Raw genomic sequence first — 17981 nt, 5'->3', positions numbered from 1 at the left:
TTGGCCCCTTACTTCGATGCCAGCGGAGCTACGCCCAGCCCGCGACGGTAGTTCATCACGATGGAGATCGTCTTCGGCCCGCTGCCGACCGACGCGCTGGCCTTCTCGGCGCTCGGCTTGCTGAAGCCGAGCCGGGGATTGCCCGCAAAACCGATGCCGTCGATGCGCCAGCCGAACTTGCGGTTGCCGTCCCGGTCGTGGAGCAGGCTCACCGCGTAGTCGCCGGGGCCGGGCACGCGTACGCACAGGCGCACCGGGCCGCTGGCGGGGACCGGCACCTCGACGCGGCGGAAGGTCTTGCCCGCGCTCACCAGCACGTTGTCGTCGGCGAGGAAGTCTGTGTTGTTGGCCGGGTAGACCTCCAGCTTGAGGGTGCCGATACGGTCCTTCAGGCCCTTCACCTGCACTTCGAAGGAGGAGCCTGCCTCGTCCGGCCGACAGCGGCCCTCGGCCTTGCCGAGATCGGGCGTGGAGGGAATGGTCGCAGCGTTCGCCAGCATCAGCAGGGACAGGATCACGGGCGTTTCTCCGGATTGGCGAGGTCGTTGAAGGCGATGAGCGCGCCCAGCACGAGGTGCGCGGCGGTGATCAGCCCGGCCATGAGCGCCATGAGCGTGCCGATATCCCGCTCCTCGCCCAGCACCACGACGGTTATCCCTGCGAACAGCAGGTCCTTGTTCGGCACCAGCGGCAGGCGCGAGACGAGCAGGCGCAAGGTCGAAAGGTAGAGCCACCAGCTCAGCGCGACATCGGGCAGGACGATGTGCCACAGCAGCGCGAGGAACACGGTCGAGACGACGATGCGCGCGAAATGGACGCGGGTGATCATCCAGAGGTCATCGCGCGAGAGGCTGAAGACCTTGCGGCGGAAGGCCATGGCGCCCAGCGAGATCGCAAGAATGACGCCCAGCGACCCGGTCAGCAGGCGCCCGTCGATGCCCAGCTTGTCGAAGCCGAGCGAAGGCACCGCGAAGACCAGCAGCGCCATAGTCACCACGTTGCCGGTGACGGCCGAGAGGATCGACACGTCCTTGACCGTGCCGAACGGCGCGGCGGTCAGGGTGACGCGGCTGCGCGCCCAGGTGTAGAAGTACGCCTCGCCGAGATAGCCGAGCAGCAGTTCGTTGTAGATCTTCTTGCGCAGCAGCGCGAGCACGCCGCTGCCCGGAATGCGCCACAGCTTCCAGTAGATCAGCCACTCGCTGGCGGGGGTGATGAGGTAGTAGCCCGCGAAGATCAGCCAGAACCCCGGCGATGTCGGGATCATCTGCGGCAGGCGGCGCAGCTCGACGCTGTTCGTCTCATGCAGCACGGCGGCGATGACCGCCAGCGACAGCAGGATGGAGAATACCGCATTGCGCCCCCGCTTCGCGGTGCGATCCTGAGGGGTCAGTGCGATGGCCGCCAGATCGACGCCGTCTACGGTAGCAGCCACGGTTGCAGATTGAGACAAGGTGATCTCCGGGGTGACAGTCACTGGGAGCGCCGCAGCGACCGGCAGGGCGCCAGCGTGCTGAGGGCAAGGTCGCGGCGGCGCTCGGCCTCGCGGCGCGAGACGACCGCGCGCATCAGGTCGAGGTAGCGGCGCGCGGCACCTTCGAGTTCGTAGTGCGAGGCGACGGCGCGAGCGCGCGTCGGATCGCCGCGCAAGTCGCGCAAGGCCGCGATCCCTTGCGCGAAGCCATCCTGGCAGCGCACCGGGACCATCAGGCCGGTGCGACCGTGGTCGAGCAGGCTCGCCATGCTGACGCAGCAGTCGGTGGCGAGGATCGGCATGCCTGCCGCCAGCGCCTCGACCACGACGCCGGGCAGCCCCTCGTAATCGGAGCTGAGCAGCAGCGCGTCATGCTCTGCCAGCAGCGGGTCGATCGTCGCGACATGGCCGAGAAACGCGACCTGCCCGGCGATGCCCAGCGAACCGGCGAGCGCTTCGAGAGGACCGCGTTCGGGGCCGTCCCCGGCGATGGTCAGGCGGTCACCGGCGCGGGCTCCGGCGGCGAAGGCCCGCAGCATCAGCGCAAAGTTCTTCTGCGGCGCGAGACGCCCCGCCGCGAGGTAGCGCATGCCCCAGGCTGAAGGCGCGCGCCGTTCGATGCGGCCAAGCTGGATCAAACGGCGACGATTGAGGATCGGATTGGCAATCACCTCGACTTGACGCGGCTGCGCCAGCATACACTCGCGCACTTCGCGGCGCATCGGCTCGGACAGCGCGACCAGCGAATCGAACAGCCCGCCCTGCGCGCGCAGCCAGGCGCCGTAGCCCCGGCGCATGGCCCCTGACATGTCGGGACGGTGCAGCGCATTGCTGATCTTGAGCAGCATCGGCGGGGCGTGGTGGCCCATCAGCAGCTTCATGGCCGCGCCGATCACCGCGTACGTATTGCCGGGGCAGAACACCACGTCGACACGGTTTTCGATCAGGAAACTGTAGAGCGTGTGGACCATCCACGGCGTTCGCCACGATGCCGTTGCCTGCTGGAACCTGGGCCGCGTGGGCAGGCTCCAGTAATCGAGCGCGGGCGCACTGCACAGGCCCGCGCCGCCCGGACGGCCGAGAACCATGGTAACCTCGTGCCCCGCTTCGCGCCATTGCGCAGCCAGGCCGAGGGCGACGCGCTCGACGCCGCCCGGCTCAAAGCTGTGAATGGGGATCGCTATGCGCAATGGTTCCTGCATGTCCTTCCGACGCCGCCAGCCGTCTCGTTGCGGTGGCCTCTATGGACGGGTCATTTCGGGTTTGTGACGGTGATGCAGCCCGTCACGCAGCGGACATGCCAGCGACTTCGAAACGCCATGAAGCGGCTCTCTCGTACGCAGACGCACAAAGTCGGGTCTATGCGGCGCGTAACTTTCGATCATCGCCCCGAAACCTGGGACGGCTGGCGCTTTCACGTCACAAAGGTGTCGCGAAACCGACTGTAAAACGTCTCCGAATTGACTGCAGGGCGTCAGAATAAGCGCGCAGATGCTGCGCCGCACAAGCTTAACGCTACAGGGGGTTCACCAAGCCATGCGCGCCATTTCGATCCGCCGTATCTACATTCTCAGCACGAGCCTTGCCGCCATCGCCGCGAGCACTCCGGCGTTTGCAGACGAGGCAGCCGCCGACGCCGCGGCCTACGACAGCGCGGACACCGCCGACGCCATCGTCGTCACCGGCCAGCGCACCACCTACAACAACGCCGCGCTCGACGAGACGCTGATCGACGACAAGTCGCCGATCGCCTCGGCCATCGACCTCATCGGCACCCTGCCCGGCGTGCAGGTCAACGAGGGCGACGCCTTCGGCTTCGACGACTGGTCGACGACCTACTCGATCCGCGGCTACCAGACCAACCTCGACACCCAGCAGGTCGGCATCACCATCGACGGCCTGCCCAACGGTGGTTCGGGCTACGGCGGCGGCTCCAAGGCCAACCGCTTCATGGACAGCGCCAACATCGCCACCGTCGAGGTGTTCCAGGGCACCGCCGACATCGCCTCACGCTCGAACGAGGCGCTGGGCGGCACCATCAACTTCGTCACCGCCGACCCCATCGACGACATGCGCGTGCGCCTGTCCGGCTCGGTCGGCGACTATGACGCCAGCCGCTACTACGGCCGCTTCGACACCGGCCTGATCGGCGGCGTTGCCAAGGCGTGGTTCTCCTACGGCCACCAGCAGGCAACCGACTGGATGGAAGGCTCGGCCAAGAACACGCGCGACAACTTCGCGATGAAGTTCATCGTCGATACGCCCGTCAAGTTCACCGGCTACGCCAGCTACGACGATGCCTACGAGAACAATTACGACCAGATGTACTCGCCCGAGCAGTACGCCGCGAGCCCGCACCAGGACGGCCTCAACGGCGTGTGGACCGGCGTTCCGGCGGTGGACCAGAACTATCGCGGCGTCTGGGGCACCACCCGCAAGAACTTCTTCGCTTACCTGAAGGCCGAGACGAAGATCGCCGACGCGCTCGATCTCAAGGCCTCGGTCTACTACCATGACATGGCCGGGCGCGGTGACTGGGCGCCGCCCTACATCGTCAACGTCGGACAGGACACCTCGGGCGTCCAGAGCGAGATCAACGGCACCTCGACGGTGAAGGGCACGCCCGCATGGTGGGCCACCCTGCCCGCCGGTTCCGGCACGCCGACCTACTTCGCGACCAACGCCGCCGGCCAGATCGTCGCGCCGACCGCGGCTGGCGCCATCCAGCAGCAGTCGTTCCGCCACACCCACTACCGCAAGGACCGCCTCGGCGGCACCCTCGACGGCGCCTGGACCATGCAGTTCGGCGCGCTTGAGAACACCCTGCGCGGCGGCGTCTGGTACGAGGACACCCACCGCCGCGAATGGCGCGACTGGCACCACGTCAGCGACACCCGCGTCGGCCCGGCCTATGACGCCACGCCCTACTGGACGCAGTACGACCGCAAGTATCCGCAGACCACCTTCAAGTGGTACGCCGAGGACCAGGTCCAGTTCGGCCCGGTCACCGCGAACTTCGGCGTCAAGCAGTTCATCAACCACCTCGACCGTGAGGACCTGTTCGGCGAGAGTTCCAACGTCGGCGTCAAGTCGAAGTCGAAGGTGCTGCTCTCCGGCGGCATCCAGGTCGAGCCGATGACCGGCCTCGACGTGTTCGGCGGCTACTCGGAGAACTTCAAGGCGCTCTCCGACACGCTGCTCGAATACAGTGCTGACGCGTTCTCCAGCATCAAGCCCGAGACCGCCGAGAACTGGGAAGCCGGTGCGCGCTACTCCAACGGCATGTTCAACGCCTCGGCTACATGGTTCAAGAGCAAGTTCTCCAACCAGGTGATCTTCGTGCCCAGCTCGACCTCGGCCGGCCCGGATTACCTGAGCGAAGGCGACGGCCGCTTCTTCAACGCGGGCGGCATCGACTCCGAGGGGTTCGAACTGCTCGCCAACGTCCGCCCGGTTCACGGCCTGACCCTCTACGGTTCGTACACCCACATCGATGCCAAGTACCGCGGCACCGGCAATGCCGAACTGGACGCGGAACAGGGCGTGACGGCAGGCAACCGCGTCGCGGGCATTCCGAAGGACATGTGGGTGCTGTCGGGCACCTACAACTACGGCCCCGTCACCCTGGGCCTGACCGGCAAGTACACCGGCAACCGCTTCGTCAATGCGAGCAACGCCTGGACCGCAAAGAACTCCTTCATCACCGACCTTTCGGTCGCGGTGAAGGGCGAGGGCCTGACCGATACGCTCAAGGACCTGACCTTCGCACTCAACATCACCAACCTGACGGACGAGGACTACCTCGGCGGCATTTCGGGCAACTACGCCTGGATCGGCACTCCGCGCACGATGGTCTTCAGCGTCACCGCCGACTTCTGACGGTAGCGCGAGGGGCGGGTCGGCGTTCGGGGGGACGCCGGCCCGTCCTTTTCCTTTGCAGCACAGCACACCAGAACACAGGATTGCCCGCCATGACCATGCTCCAAGCCCATCAGGTTTCCCGCCGCGCCCTGCTGGCCGGTATGGCAGGAGGAGCGGCGATCATGGCGCTGCCGATTTCCGCCCTCGCCGCCACAGCGGTGAACCCGGTGTTCCGGCACGGCGTCGCCGCCGGTGACCCCGACGCTTCGAGCGTGGTGCTCTGGACCCGCGTGACTGTGCCCGCCGCCACCGATGTGCAGTGGGAACTCTCCGACAGCCCCGCCTTCGTGAAGATCCTGAAGTCCGGCACGATGCGCACGGACGCGGAGCGTGACTTCACCGTCAAGGCCCTCGCCGCCGGCCTCCCGGCGGGCGGTACGTTCTTCTACCGCTTCCGCATGGGCAAATCGGTGTCGCCGATCGGCCGCGCCCGCACCTTGCCCGAAGGCCGGGTCGATACGCTCGGCATCGCCCTCGCCTCGTGCTCCAACTATGCCTTCGGCTTCTTCAACGCCTACGATGCGATCGCGAAGGATCCGGCGATCGACTTCGTGCTCCATACCGGCGACTACATCTACGAATACGGCGGCAAGGACGGCTGGGGTGAAAACATCGCCCGCACCATCGGCCGCGAGCACGCCCCCGCGCACGAGATCGTCACCCTCTCCGACTACCGCACCCGCCACGCGCAGTACAAGACCGACGCCGGATCGTTGGCGATGCACGCGCAGCACACCCTGCTCGCCTGCTGGGACGACCACGAGAGCGCGAACAACCCCTGGACCGGCGGCGCGCAGAACCACCAGCCCGATACCGAGGGCGACTGGGCCACGCGCCGCGCCGCCTCGATCCGCGCCTATTACGAATGGATGCCGGTGCGCGAACCGGAATGGCTCGACGTCAAGGGCCGCACCCGCATGCAGTTCTGGCGCGCCTACCGCTTCGGCGACCTCGCCCTGCTGCACACGCTGGAGACGCGCCACACCGCGCGGGCGAAGCAGATCGAATACCTCGACCATGCGCAGGAAATCGTCGACGACGCCTCGGCCGAGAAGTTCAAGCGCGACGTCCTCGGCGCCCCGAACCGTCCGCTGATCTCGCCCGAACTGGAAACGGACCTGGAGGCCGCTCTCGCCCGTTCGGTGAAGGACGGACAGCCCTGGCGCGTGATCGGCTGTCCGATGGTGATCGGCCGCCTCAACGTGCCCGACCTTGCGAAGCTGGGCGTGCTGCCCGACCCGTTCCCCAAACTCGCCGCTGCGAAGACGAAGGAGGAACTGGCGAAGCTGGCAGCCGACCCGCATGTCTCGCTGGCGTGGCGCGGCCGCTGGAACCTGCCCGACTACACCGACGCCTGGGGCGGTTACCCTTGGGCCCGCGAGCAGTTCTATGCCCTGTCGCGCCGCGCAGGTGCGGGCGATCTGGTGTTCCTCTCGGGTGACAGCCACAGCTTCTGGACCAACGACCTGGCCGATGCACAGGGACGCCCCACGGGCATCGAGTTCGGTACGGCGGGCATTTCCTCCCCGGGCGATTTCATGGACAGCGGCTTTGGCGAGGACATGTCGCCCAAGCTCGATAAGGCCTACGCCGATCACATGCCTGAGGTGGTATGGACCGACAACATGCATCAGGGCTACGTCCGCATGCAGTTCGGCCGTAAGACCGGCACAGCCAACTTCGTCGCGGTCAGCACCGTCCTGTCGCGCGACTACACGACAAGCGTGATTCGCAAGGACGACTTCCGCCGCGACGGCAACCGCGTACGCTTCGCCTGATCTGAACCACGAACGATGCCAACCGACACGGACGGGGGGATCGCCCTGCGTCCGTATCGGCCGCGTGCCTGTGATGTTGAACGGCCTGTGCTTAGTCGAGGAACGCTCGCATGATGCGTGAACGGCTCGGATGCTTGAGCTTGCGCAGCGCCTTGGCCTCGATCTGTCGGATACGCTCGCGAGTCACCGAAAACTGCTGTCCGACCTCCTCCAGGGTATGGTCCGTTGGCATCCCGATGCCAAAGCGCATGCGCAGCACACGCTCCTCACGCGGGGTCAGCGATGCCAGCGTGCGAGTTATCATTTCCTTCAGGTTGGCCTGAATCGCCGCGTCCACCGGGATTACGGCGTTCTCGTCCTGGATGAAGTTGCCAAGGCTGCTGTCTTCCTCATCGCCGATCGGCGTTTCGAGCGAGATAGGCTCCTTCGCGATCTTCAGAACCCGCTTCACCTTTTCGAGCGGCATCGACAGTTTCTCGGCCATTTCCTCGGGCGTGGGCTCACGGCCCTGGTCATGGAGGAACTGACGGCTGGTGCGCACCAGCTTGTTGATCGTCTCGATCATGTGGACCGGGATGCGGATCGTGCGAGCCTGATCCGCGATCGAACGCGTGATCGCCTGCCTTATCCACCAGGTCGCGTACGTCGAGAACTTGTAGCCGCGGCGGTACTGGAACTTGTCGACCGCCTTCATCAGCCCGATGTTGCCTTCCTGGATGAGATCCAGGAACTGCAGACCGCGGTTGGTGTACTTCTTGGCGATCGAGATCACCAGACGCAGGTTCGCCTCGACCATTTCCTTCTTGGCGATGCGCGCTTCACGCTCCGCCTTCTGGACCATGTTCACGATGCGGCGGAACTCGGGGAGCGCCATGCCGGTGGCAGTGGCGATGTCCGAGACTTCCAGACGGATGCGCTCGGCAGGTTCAGCCTCGTTTTCTGCGAAGGCAGCCCACTTCTTGTCCTTCCCGGCCACTTCTGCGACCCAGGCGTCGTCCAGTTCGCGGCCCGTATAGGCTTCGAGGAAATCGGCGCGCTTCACCTTGTGACGCTCGGCCAGACGCAGCATCTGCCCGCCCAGCGTCGTCAGGCGACGGTTGAAGGTGTAGAGGTTGTCGACCAGATACTCGATCTTGGCCGCATGGAACTGCACCGATTCCACCTGCGCGGTGAGATCCTCGCGCAGTTGCAGGTACTGGTCTTCCTTGGCGACCGGGAAATCGATGCCCAGCGCCAGCGCGTCGAGCCGATCGCTCTGCAGGCGCTCGAAGGTGCGGAACAGTTCGGTGATAAGCGCGAACTTCTCCAGCGCCTCCGGCGTAAGCGCGGCTTCCATCTGACCGAGGGAGAGGGTGTTGTCCTCTTCATCGTCCTCGACCTGACGCTTGGGGATCGGGTTGCCGTCCTCGTCGATTTCCTCCGAGTTGTCCTCGCCGGAATCGTCATCGTCCTTGAAGGAAGGCCCGGCGGTGGCAGCGGAAATCTCGCCGTCGCCATCGCCCTCACCGTTTTCGGCCAGATTTTCGGGCTGCGGCTCCTTGGAGAGCATCGCGTCGAGATCGAGAATCTCGCGAAGCTGCATGTCGCCGTTGTTGAGCGCTTCGGACCAGCCGATGATCGCGTGGAAGGTCATGGGGCTTTCGCAAAGCCCCATGATCATCATGTCGCGGCCGGCTTCGATGCGCTTGGCGATGGCAGCCTCGCCCTCGCGGCTGAGCATCTCGGCGGCGCCCATCTCCTGCAGGTACATGCGGACCGGGTCGTCGGAACGCGCGAGCGTGTCCGCCTTGCGGGTCTCGCCGGGACGGCGCCGGGAATTGCCTTCGTCGAACCCGGTATCCGAACCGGAATCGTCATCGCCGCCATCGACGGCTTCCACGCCGTCTTCCTGCTCACCGTCCTCATCGTCATCATCGTCGTTCTCGACGATCTTGACGCCCATTTCCGAGATCGCGGCCATGATGTCCTCGATCTGATCGGTGGTCATCTGGTCCTGCGGCAGCGCGGCATTCAACTCCTTGACCGTGATGACGCCCTGGCTTTTGGCGCGCGCGATGAACCGCTGGACCGAACCCTTGTCCAGGTCGAGAAGAGGAGAGTCGTTGTCGCCGCTGCGATCGTCGTTAGTCATGCAATCCGTTGTCGTTATTGGCCTTTTCATGACGATGGTGACGCCAGGACAAGGCTAGGTTCTCAGATCATCAGCCTGATGATGCCGGTGAAGGGCGGCCTACAGGCAGGGATGAACCACTTCAGGTCTAAGGTTCAAGCAATGCGGCCGGACATCGGTTCCAGGAGCAAGCTGGTCCGCCCGCATGCTGCACGTTCGAATCAAGGAAACACGTCCCTCGTCCCGCAGTCGGCCTGTCGAAGGCAGCTTTGATCAAGGCCTTCGACATAAGCCGCTCGATGTCCGTCGCCGATCGCGATGCGATCGAGGAAAGCCCGAGATGAGGCCATGACCTCCTGCGGCAGCCATGGCCAGATCAGTCAGCGCTGGACCAGATTCACGGCCGACGCCTTGCCCCGGCGATCGATCTCGATTTCGAATTCGAGTTGATCGCCTTCCGAAAGGCCATGCAGACCGGAGCGCTCGACGGCGCTGATATGCACGAACGCATCGGGCTGGCCGTCATCGCGGACGATGAAGCCGAAGCCCTTCATGCTATTGAAGAACTTGACGGTGCCGGTGGCCTTCTCGCCAGTGGACTGATTCTGAACAGGTGCGGCACTTCGCTCGCGACGTTCGGCAACGATGACCTCGCCCACGATGGTCAGTTCGGAAGCGGAAATCTTGCCGCCTCGCTCGACCAGCTGGAATTCCAGCTGCTGACCTTCCGCCAGCGTTTCGAGGCCGGCGGACTGCACGGCGCTGATGTGCACGAATGCATCGTCGCCGCCGCCTTCAAGCTGGATGAAGCCGAAACCCTTGTCGGGGTTGAAGAACTTGACCGTCCCACGGCCCTGACCGACAACCTGGCCCGGGCCGCCGCGCGAACCGCCACCGCCACCGCCAAAACCGCCGCCTCGCGATCCGCCGAAGCCGCCACGCTGGCCGCCACCGAAGCGGTCACCACCGCCAAAGCGATCGTTGCCGCCGCCCCAACGATCATCGCCGCCGCCGAACCGGTCGCGACCTTGGCCGCGATTTCCCCTGTCGAATGTCATCTTTTAAGTACCTTAAGCTAAGTCCGAGAAACCTATCCTCGCGAGTGAACGTAGCACGCAAGGCCGCAGAACCCGTTTCAGGGTGCAGGATGAAAGGCGATAGCAGCGCAACGACGTCTTGGCGACCAGAGTTCTGCGATCGACTGCGATGCATGGCACGGAGGCGACTTTAGCACAGCGATGACCGAAATTTCACGCAATTCGACAATCGATCCGGCCGTCGCCGACCCTTGCCAGGCGCTCGGAAGCAAATTTTGCTCCCCGGAGCGGCCCGTCAGCCCTGGCATCGCTAGTCGGGAGTTCAGGATACAGGCCGTACCTGGACGCCATACAGACAGGCTTGTGCCGTGAAACCGTTTGAGATAGCGCGCCATATCTGCCCTTCATTGGTGCAGACAAGATCGCGCTGGTGCCTCGAAAGAGGCTTAAAAGGGAACACGGTGAGAAGGCATGCCCTTCGAATCCGAGGCTGTCCCTGCAACTGTAAGCGGTGAGCGCGATGCATATGTGCGGTGGGGCAAAGGTTCCTGCCGCCAGTCACTGGGCCGGACGCTGCAACATGCGAGGCCTGGGAAGGCCTTGCATCGTCGCATTGACCCGTGAGCCAGGAGACCTGCCTGCGTCTGGTCGCTCATGCCGTGGTCCAGGGGGTGGCCAAGGCCCGGAATCATTCCGTTCGAGCGACGAACCAGCGGTGGAGGCCGCATCGGTTCGCGCAGACGGTCGCCCGCGGCGTCCGACCGCCGGCGCGCGTCGACCGTCTTGATGGCGGCAAGCCTCCCACCCAGTCGCAGGCGTCGGGGGGAATGATGATGAATTTGATGAAAAGCGCTGCGCTGGTGCGCATCGTGGCAGGTACCGCAATGGCGCTGGCGACGATGCCCGCCTGCGCCGAAGAGGCACCCGCCGGCGGCGCGGATGGCGGTTCCGGCGAAATCGTGGTGTTCGGACGCGGCGAGGCCAAGATCGGCACCGCCCATGCCGCCAGCGAGGGCAGCGTCGGCGGTTCCGACCTGCTGGTCCGTCCGCTTCTGCGGGTCGCCGAACTGCTTGAGGCGGTGCCCGGCATGGTAGCGGCGCAGCATTCGGGCAGCGGCAAGGCCAACCAGTACTTCCTGCGCGGCTTCAACCTCGATCACGGCACCGACTTCACGACTTATATAGATGGCGTGCAGATGAACCTGCGCAGCCACGGGCATGGCCAAGGCTATCTCGATCTCAACGGCCTGATCCCCGAGATCGTCGCCCGCGAAGATTTCCGCAAGGGGCCGTACCGCGCAGATGGCGGCGACTTCGCACTGGCCGGCGCGGCCTACATGACGACCATCGATGGGTTCGACCGCCCGTGGATCTCGGTAGAGGGTGGATCGTACAAGTCGGGGCGGCTGGCCGCCGGTGGCACCATCAAGGATGTGGCGGGTGGCAGTCTCACGCTGGTGGGGCAGGCAAAGCGCTATGATGGGCCTTGGCAGCAGGCGGAACACCTTCGGCATTACTCCGGCTTCGCGAAGTACACCGCGCCCGCCGGCGAAGGCACCGTCGAAGCCTCGCTCCACGCCTACCACGCCACCTGGCGGCCGACCGAGCAGATCCCCGAACGGATCATCGGCAGCGCGCTGTGCCCTGACGAATTCTGCTCGCCCGATCCTTCGGCGCGTGGCCGCACAACGCGCTTCGTCGGCAACGTCGCGGTGCGACAGCCGAACTGGAGCGCTAATGTCTATGCCCAGTACTACGACTGGAACATGTATTCGAACCCAACTTATGCCGATCCGGACGGCACCAGCGCGCAGATCGACCAGTTCGACAAGCGCTGGGTCGTGGGTATCACCGCGCGCAAGCAATGGGCTGTGGGCTCGACGCTGCAACTGAGCATGGGCACTGAAAACCGCTACGATCACATCGGCAACGTCGGGGTGGATCGCACCGAAACCCGCGCCTTTTTGTCCTCGCTGGGTCGATATCACGTCGAGGAACTGTCCGGCGCGCTCTATGGCGAAGCGACCTGGAAGCCGTTGCCCGGCCTCAGGCTAACCGGAGGCCTGCGAGGCGACTACTACCACTACGCCGTCCGCGCGCGCGACGCCATGGCGACCGAACTGGGAGCCGGCAGCGGACACGATTCGATCGTCTCACCCAAGGTATCGGCAGCCTACGAGATCGTCCCGCAGTTCGAAGTCTATGCCAACTGGGGCCGCGGCTTCCATTCCAACGACGTGCGCGGTGCGGTGAACGTGGAATCGCCCGTGCCCGTTCTGGTGCGCGGCACTGGCAAGGAACTTGGCGGGCGCCTGCAACTGGGCACCGTCTCATTGACCGCGACGTACTGGTGGCTCGACGTGGGCAGCGAACTGCGCTTCGTCGGCGATTCCAACGCGGTGGAGCCGACCGGCGCCAGCAAGCGTCATGGCTACGAGGTGGTCGGGTTCTGGCGCCCGCTGCCGTGGCTGGCGCTCGACGGCAGCTATGTCGCCAGCCACTCGCGCTACGACAACGGAGATCGCATTCCCAACGCGGTCGAGAACGCGGTCTCCGCCGGCGCGGCGATCGTGCTCGATCCGTGGGAGGCGAGCGTGCGCGTCCGGCATCTCGGCCCCTACCCGCTGATCGAGGACAACTCGCTGCGCGACAAAGGCAGCACGATCGTAAACGCCCGCGCCGCATGGAAGGGCCGCAAGATCGAGATCTACGGCGAAGTGCTGAACATCTTCGACAGCCACGACAAGGACATCGCGTACTACTACGAGTCCTACATCCCGGCGTTCGACACCGATGGCCCGGTCGAGGGACGTCTCAGCCGCGTGATCGAACCACGCACGTTCAAGATCGGCGCACGCTACACGTTCTGATCACCAGCCACGCCCTGTCCCGTCATTCGACGGGACAGGGCGTCGGTTGCCGCTTATCCGGGCCATGATCCGGGGATGCGTTCTACGCTTCGTGTACATCTACACCGTACCGCAGGAAGCGACGAGCGAGACCATAAGCGACATTGAGGCCTGTCTTGCAACTGGCGGCGCATGCAGGGTTGGAAGAAAGGCCGATCAGGCTGAATGTGCACTCGCCATCTCGGAAGCGCTGCGCGCATCAAAGGTTCGGCCCAGGTCAGCGAGCTTCACAGCACCCAGCCGGGCGACCAGCAAAGCCTCCGCCTCTGAAAGCGCATCCGCCAGCGCCTCGTTGACAGCCGCCTCAACCGCGCAATCAGGATTGGAATGCTCGCTGCCGATAGCAAAGATGCGTGGTCCTCCTACCGCTCGATGTACGTCGAGGAGCGACACGGTCTCCAAATCTGCCGCGATAGCCCAACCGCCACCATGCCCTTTTTCCGAGCGCACATACCCTGCCTCGCGCAGACCAGCCATCGTGCGTCGGACGACAACGGGATTGGTTCCCAGCATCTCTGCGATAGTTTCGGACGTCATTGCCCCCTCATGCCGCGCCATATGGAGCAGCACGTGGAGCATTCGCGAAAGGCGACTGTCATTACGCATATTTCGATTCTTCGCATTCCAGCCGGATTGGCAAGCATCATGTTTCACGATACTTATTATGTTACATGATTCGTGGAGTGTGCGAAATGCGAGAGTTCGAGAACCCTGATCACTGGGATGCTGCCGCTCGGCACTATGAGAAGACTGCGCACCCCTTCACTGCTCGCTATGCCGAGGCGGCGGTTGCCAGAATATCCCTCGGGGCCGACAGCCACGTGCTGGACATAGCCGCAGGCACCGGTGCTTTGGCACTGGCTGCCGCGCGAACAGGCGCGAAGGCGCTGGCAACAGACTTTTCTCCAGGCATGGTCGCTCGTATCGCCGCCACCGGTCACCCCAATGTCGAGGCCAAGACAATGGATGGGCAAAACCTTGCGCTCCCAGACGGAGGGTTCGACGCCGTCTTCTCGATCTTCGGGGTCATCATGTTTCCCGACTGGCGCAAGGGGTTGGCCGAAATGGCCCGCGTTACGCGCCCTGGCGGCCACGGCATCGTGGCAACCTGGCAACAACGCGGTGCGGCGACCTTTCTTCTGCTCGGAGATATCCGTCGAAAGCTCTTCCCCGGCCGTGATGGCATGGCAATGCCGGAAGCCGTCGGCGTCCTCAGCGATCCGGGGAACTTCGCTCGCGAAATGATCCTTGCGGGCTATCGCGATCCCCGGATCGAGCCAGTGACGCATGATTATGAGCTCGACGTCGGGGCACTCGACGATCCCGATACATTGTTCGGCATGTCGCCCGACTGGACGAGCCTCAATGATGGGGAAAAGGCAGAAGTTATTACCGAGGTCAGGCAGATGGCGGGCGAACGCTCCGTATTGCCGATCCCTTCAACCGCGCTGATCGTGGTCGCTCAGCGTTGATATGCCGGGATCGTGCGCGACTGGTCGGGATTGGGGAGCGCCGTACTCGACCCTTTTCGGGGGTCCAGCGATCGAGTTCCGCCATACAGATGTAGGCCATCGGCAGTTGCTAGTGCAGCGAGGGCCAAGCGAAGACTGAAGATCAAATATCTGCATGCTTCTCCTGCCTCTTCTCTTCTCCGGAAAGCCAGAGCAGGGACATCGGCAGCAGCAGGAGCATGAATGCGGTGGCGGAGATGATGCCGCCCACGATCACGCAGGCGAATGGTCGCTGCGTTTCGGAACCGATGCCGGTGGAGAGCGCCGCCGGCAGCAGGCCCAAACCGGCCATCAGCGCCGTCATAAGGATCGGCCGCAGGCGGTCGATGGCGCCTTCAAGCACGGCCACGCGATAGGCATCGCCGTTCTCGTAGCGGTGCGTGATGTGCTCCAGCATGACGACACCGTTCTGCACCGATATGCCCGCCACGGCGATGAAGCCGACCGCTGCGGACACCGACATGTGGAGCCCCGCCATCGCCAGCGCCGTGACGCCGCCGACCGTGGTGAAAGGCACCATCGCAAGGATCAGCAAGGCGGAGCGCACCGAGCGGAATGCACCGAAAAGCAGGATGAAGATGCCGAACAGCGCGATCGGCACGATCACCTCCAGACGCTGCATGGCGCGCTGCTGGTTTTCGAACTGGCCGCCCCAGGTCATCTGGTAACCCGACGGCAACTTGATCTTGTCCTTCACCGCCTTCTGCGCATCGACCACAAAGCTGCCCTGGTCGCGCCCGTCGACGTTGGCCTTGATCGCCACGTTGCGACTGCCGTTCTCGCGGCTGATGCGCGATGCACCGACCTGAACCGAGACTTGCGCGATTTCACCCAGCGAGATCGTGCCGCCCTGTGGCAGCGGCACCTGTAGATGCGAGAGATCATCCACCGCGTTGCGCTGATCCGGCGCAAAGCGCACGACGATGTCGAAGTTGCGATCCGCTTCGTACGCGGTGCCGACCGTCGCGCCGCCGAAGGCGGTGGCGATGGCGGTGTTGGCATCGTCTGCGTTGAGGCCGTAACGAGCCATCGCATCCCGGTCGAGCACGGCGCGCACTTCGGTCTGGCCGCCAATCTTCACGGCATCCACGTCCGACGCGCCCGGCACCGCAGCCACCACCCGCGCGGTCTGCTCGCCCAGTTGCTCCAGCACGTTGAGGTCCGGCCCGGTGATCTTCACCGAGATTTCGCCCTTCACGCCCGAAAGGCTTTCCTCGACGCTGTCTTCGATCACCTGGCTGAAATTGGTGGGTACGCCGGGGATCTTGTCCACCTGCTTGCGCATGTCATCCTCAAGCGCGGCCTTCGAGCCGAACTTGGAACGCCATTCGCTGCGCGGCTTGAGGTCGATCAGCATCTGCAGGCTGGACGGTCCCTTGGGGTCGGTCCCGTCGTCCGGGCGGCCGGTCTCGGAGCCGACATGCGCTACTTCCGGGTAGGAAAGCATGATTGCGCGCACACGCTTCTCGACCTTGCGCGTGGTCTCCATCGAGGCCGAGGGCGTGAGCTGGACGGTGAGCCAGATGTTGCCTTCGTCCAGCTTGGGCAGGAACTCAGAACCCAGACGCGGGATCATCAGGAAGGCCAGCACCAGCGCCAGCCCGGAGGCCACAACCACCGCCTTGGTGCGCGGCAGCGCCTTCTCCACCGTGCTGCGATACCCATCGCGCAGACGGTCCATCCAGACGATGTGCTTTTCCGCCATGTCGTAGCGTTCGACAAGGAAGCTCAGCACCGCCGGCAGGAACGAAAGCGTCAGCACCAGCGCCGCGCCCAGCGCAAAGGACAGCGTCAGTGCAACCGGCGAGAACATCTTCCCTTCCACGCGCTGGAAGGTGAAGATCGGCACGAAAGCCATGATGATGATGGCCTTGGAGAACAGGATCGGCCGCGCCAAGTTGGCCACCGTGTTGCGCAGCACCTGGTTGCGCCGGATTCTGTCCGGCTGCACGCCCCCGTGCCGCGCCGCTTCGAGCGACAGCGCGACCATCAGCGCCTCCACCAGTACAACGGCAGAGTCGATGATGATGCCGAAGTCCACCGCGCCCATCGAGATCAGGTTGGCGGGCACGTTCACCGTATTGAGGCCCGCGAAGGCCGCCAGCAGTGCCAGCGGAATGATCGCCGCGACCACCAGCGCCGCGCGCCAGTTGCGCAGGAACACCAGCAGCAACACCGTCACCAGCGTGGCGCCGACGACGAGGTTTTCCGCCACCGTCTCCACGGTCTTGTCGAGCAGCTTGGTGCGCTGGTAGGTCGCGCGGATCTGGATCGGCGGCTTGCCCGTGCGCTTCGCATCGGCCTGGAACTGCGCGTTCATCTTGTCCACCGCGTCGCGCACGCCCTGCACCACCACGGCGGCGTTCTGGCGCTTGACCATGGTGACGATGCCTTCGCTGACATCGTCCTTGTGGTCGTAGGCAACCATGCCGCTGCGTTCGGGCGTGCCGATCTGCACGTCGCCCAGATCGCGCACGCGCACGGTATTGCCGTTCTGCGCGCGGACCACGGTGTTACCGACGTCGTCGATCGACTTGTAGAGGCCGACCCCGCGCACCACGACGACTTCGTCGCCGCGCGGGATCACGCCGCCGCCAACGTTTGAGTTCGCCTTGCCCACGGCGGTCTGCACGTCGGCCACGGTGACACCGTAGCGCTTGAGCAGATCGGGGCGGACGAGGATCTGGTACTGCTTGATGCTGCCGCCGAAGCTGGTGACATCCGCCACGCCAGGCACCATGCGCAGCGTCGGACGTACCACGAAGTCCTGAATCGCGCGCGCTTCGTAGAGCGGCATGTCCGCCGGCTTGTCCAGCACGTAGCGATAGACTTCGCCGACCGCGGTGGACAGCGGCGCCAAGCTGGGCGTTACGCCGGCGGGCAGATTGGCGTCCCGCAGCTTTTCCAGCACCTGCGAGCGGGCGAAGTAATCGTCCGTGCCGTCGTTGAAGATCAACGTGACCACTGACAGCCCGGTGATCGAGACCGAGCGGATGTCGTTCACGCCCGGCGTACCCGCCAGCGCGCGCTCGATCGGCAGCGAGATGGACCGCTCCATCTCCTCCGGCGCCTGCCCGGCCTGCTGGCTGATGACCACGACCTGCACGTCCTGCACGTCGGGGAAAGCCTCGATCGGCAGGCTCATCACCGCGCGGCCGCCGACGATGATCAGGGCCACGACCATGACGATCACGAAGATCCGCTTCTCGACGACGAAGCGGGCCAGTCTTTCCAACATCGG

Annotated in this window: 11 protein-coding genes and 1 riboswitch; of the genes, 4 read left to right on the top strand and 7 right to left on the bottom strand. The window is 64.7% G+C overall.

What is annotated here, in order from left to right; genetic code table 11:
• Positions 1 to 8 precede the first annotated feature (8 nt).
• The 3 genes from ACYPYD_RS23200 to ACYPYD_RS23190 are packed head-to-tail and all read right to left on the bottom strand — an operon-like array spanning position 9 to position 2664.
• Positions 9 to 500 carry a DUF2141 domain-containing protein gene (locus tag ACYPYD_RS23200; RefSeq protein ID WP_069709314.1) on the bottom strand — a complete coding sequence of 164 codons (492 nt, stop codon included), beginning with the start codon at positions 498 to 500 and terminating at the stop codon, positions 9 to 11.
• A gap of 14 nt (positions 501 to 514) precedes the next feature.
• Positions 515 to 1435: a hypothetical protein gene (locus ACYPYD_RS23195; RefSeq protein ID WP_086013060.1), complete on the bottom strand. Its 921-nt coding sequence runs from the start codon at positions 1433 to 1435 to the stop codon at positions 515 to 517.
• A 38-nt stretch (positions 1436 to 1473) separates the two neighbouring features.
• Positions 1474 to 2664 (bottom strand): glycosyltransferase, encoded by a 1191-nt coding sequence (locus ACYPYD_RS23190; RefSeq protein WP_459665788.1) that lies wholly within the window; start codon positions 2662 to 2664, stop codon positions 1474 to 1476.
• A gap of 346 nt (positions 2665 to 3010) precedes the next feature.
• On the opposite strand from ACYPYD_RS23190, the gene ACYPYD_RS23185 reads away from it, so the two are divergent.
• Entirely contained in the window at positions 3011 to 5353 is a 2343-nt protein-coding gene (locus ACYPYD_RS23185; protein WP_459665787.1) for a TonB-dependent receptor, read from the top strand.
• A gap of 92 nt (positions 5354 to 5445) precedes the next feature.
• Positions 5446 to 7173 carry an alkaline phosphatase D family protein gene (locus tag ACYPYD_RS23180; protein WP_211149686.1) on the top strand — a complete coding sequence of 576 codons (1728 nt, stop codon included), beginning with the start codon at positions 5446 to 5448 and terminating at the stop codon, positions 7171 to 7173.
• A gap of 91 nt (positions 7174 to 7264) precedes the next feature.
• Here ACYPYD_RS23180 and rpoD read toward each other — a convergent pair whose 3' ends face one another.
• Positions 7265 to 9304: an RNA polymerase sigma factor RpoD gene (gene rpoD / locus ACYPYD_RS23175; protein WP_459665785.1), complete on the bottom strand. Its 2040-nt coding sequence runs from the start codon at positions 9302 to 9304 to the stop codon at positions 7265 to 7267.
• A gap of 359 nt (positions 9305 to 9663) precedes the next feature.
• The gene (locus ACYPYD_RS23170) at positions 9664 to 10341 is read right to left on the bottom strand and encodes a cold-shock protein (protein ID WP_008833318.1); all 678 of its coding nucleotides are present in this window, start codon (positions 10339 to 10341) and stop codon (positions 9664 to 9666) included.
• A 390-nt stretch (positions 10342 to 10731) separates the two neighbouring features.
• Positions 10732 to 10976: riboswitch (cobalamin riboswitch) on the top strand.
• A gap of 171 nt (positions 10977 to 11147) precedes the next feature.
• Between ACYPYD_RS23170 and ACYPYD_RS23165 the strand changes: the two genes are divergently transcribed.
• On the top strand, positions 11148 to 13190 hold the full coding sequence (locus tag ACYPYD_RS23165; RefSeq protein WP_459665783.1) for a TonB-dependent receptor: 2043 nt from the start codon (positions 11148 to 11150) through the stop codon (positions 13188 to 13190).
• A gap of 195 nt (positions 13191 to 13385) precedes the next feature.
• Here the strand turns inward: ACYPYD_RS23165 and ACYPYD_RS23160 are convergent, their stop codons facing one another.
• A complete protein-coding gene (locus ACYPYD_RS23160; RefSeq protein ID WP_459665886.1) occupies positions 13386 to 13835 on the bottom strand; it encodes an Rrf2 family transcriptional regulator in 450 nt (149 codons plus the stop codon).
• Positions 13836 to 13921: 86 nt separating this feature from the next.
• On the opposite strand from ACYPYD_RS23160, the gene ACYPYD_RS23155 reads away from it, so the two are divergent.
• Complete coding sequence (locus ACYPYD_RS23155) at positions 13922 to 14701, top strand: class I SAM-dependent methyltransferase (RefSeq protein WP_459665781.1); 780 nt, start codon at positions 13922 to 13924, stop codon at positions 14699 to 14701.
• 142 nt (positions 14702 to 14843) lie between these two features.
• Here the strand turns inward: ACYPYD_RS23155 and ACYPYD_RS23150 are convergent, their stop codons facing one another.
• On the bottom strand, positions 14844 to 17978 hold the full coding sequence (locus ACYPYD_RS23150; RefSeq protein WP_069708983.1) for an efflux RND transporter permease subunit: 3135 nt from the start codon (positions 17976 to 17978) through the stop codon (positions 14844 to 14846).
• Positions 17979 to 17981 lie beyond the last annotated feature (3 nt).

It is taken from the genome of Novosphingobium sp. 11B, assembly GCF_054589055.1.
The sequence above is the reverse complement of the archived record's forward strand: the minus strand, read 5'-3'. Positions and strand labels throughout refer to the sequence as shown.

Coding starts and splice junctions, on each gene's coding strand:
- ACYPYD_RS23200 (WP_069709314.1), bottom strand. CDS start 500: ATGCTGGCGAACGCTGCGACCATTCCCTCCACGCCCGATCTCGGCAAG.
- ACYPYD_RS23185 (WP_459665787.1), top strand. CDS start 3,011: ATGCGCGCCATTTCGATCCGCCGTATCTACATTCTCAGCACGAGCCTT.
- ACYPYD_RS23180 (WP_211149686.1), top strand. CDS start 5,446: ATGACCATGCTCCAAGCCCATCAGGTTTCCCGCCGCGCCCTGCTGGCC.
- rpoD (WP_459665785.1), bottom strand. CDS start 9,304: ATGACTAACGACGATCGCAGCGGCGACAACGACTCTCCTCTTCTCGAC.
- ACYPYD_RS23170 (WP_008833318.1), bottom strand. CDS start 10,341: ATGACATTCGACAGGGGAAATCGCGGCCAAGGTCGCGACCGGTTCGGC.
- ACYPYD_RS23165 (WP_459665783.1), top strand. CDS start 11,148: ATGATGATGAATTTGATGAAAAGCGCTGCGCTGGTGCGCATCGTGGCA.
- ACYPYD_RS23160 (WP_459665886.1), bottom strand. CDS start 13,835: ATGCGTAATGACAGTCGCCTTTCGCGAATGCTCCACGTGCTGCTCCAT.
- ACYPYD_RS23155 (WP_459665781.1), top strand. CDS start 13,922: ATGCGAGAGTTCGAGAACCCTGATCACTGGGATGCTGCCGCTCGGCAC.
- ACYPYD_RS23150 (WP_069708983.1), bottom strand. CDS start 17,978: ATGTTGGAAAGACTGGCCCGCTTCGTCGTCGAGAAGCGGATCTTCGTG.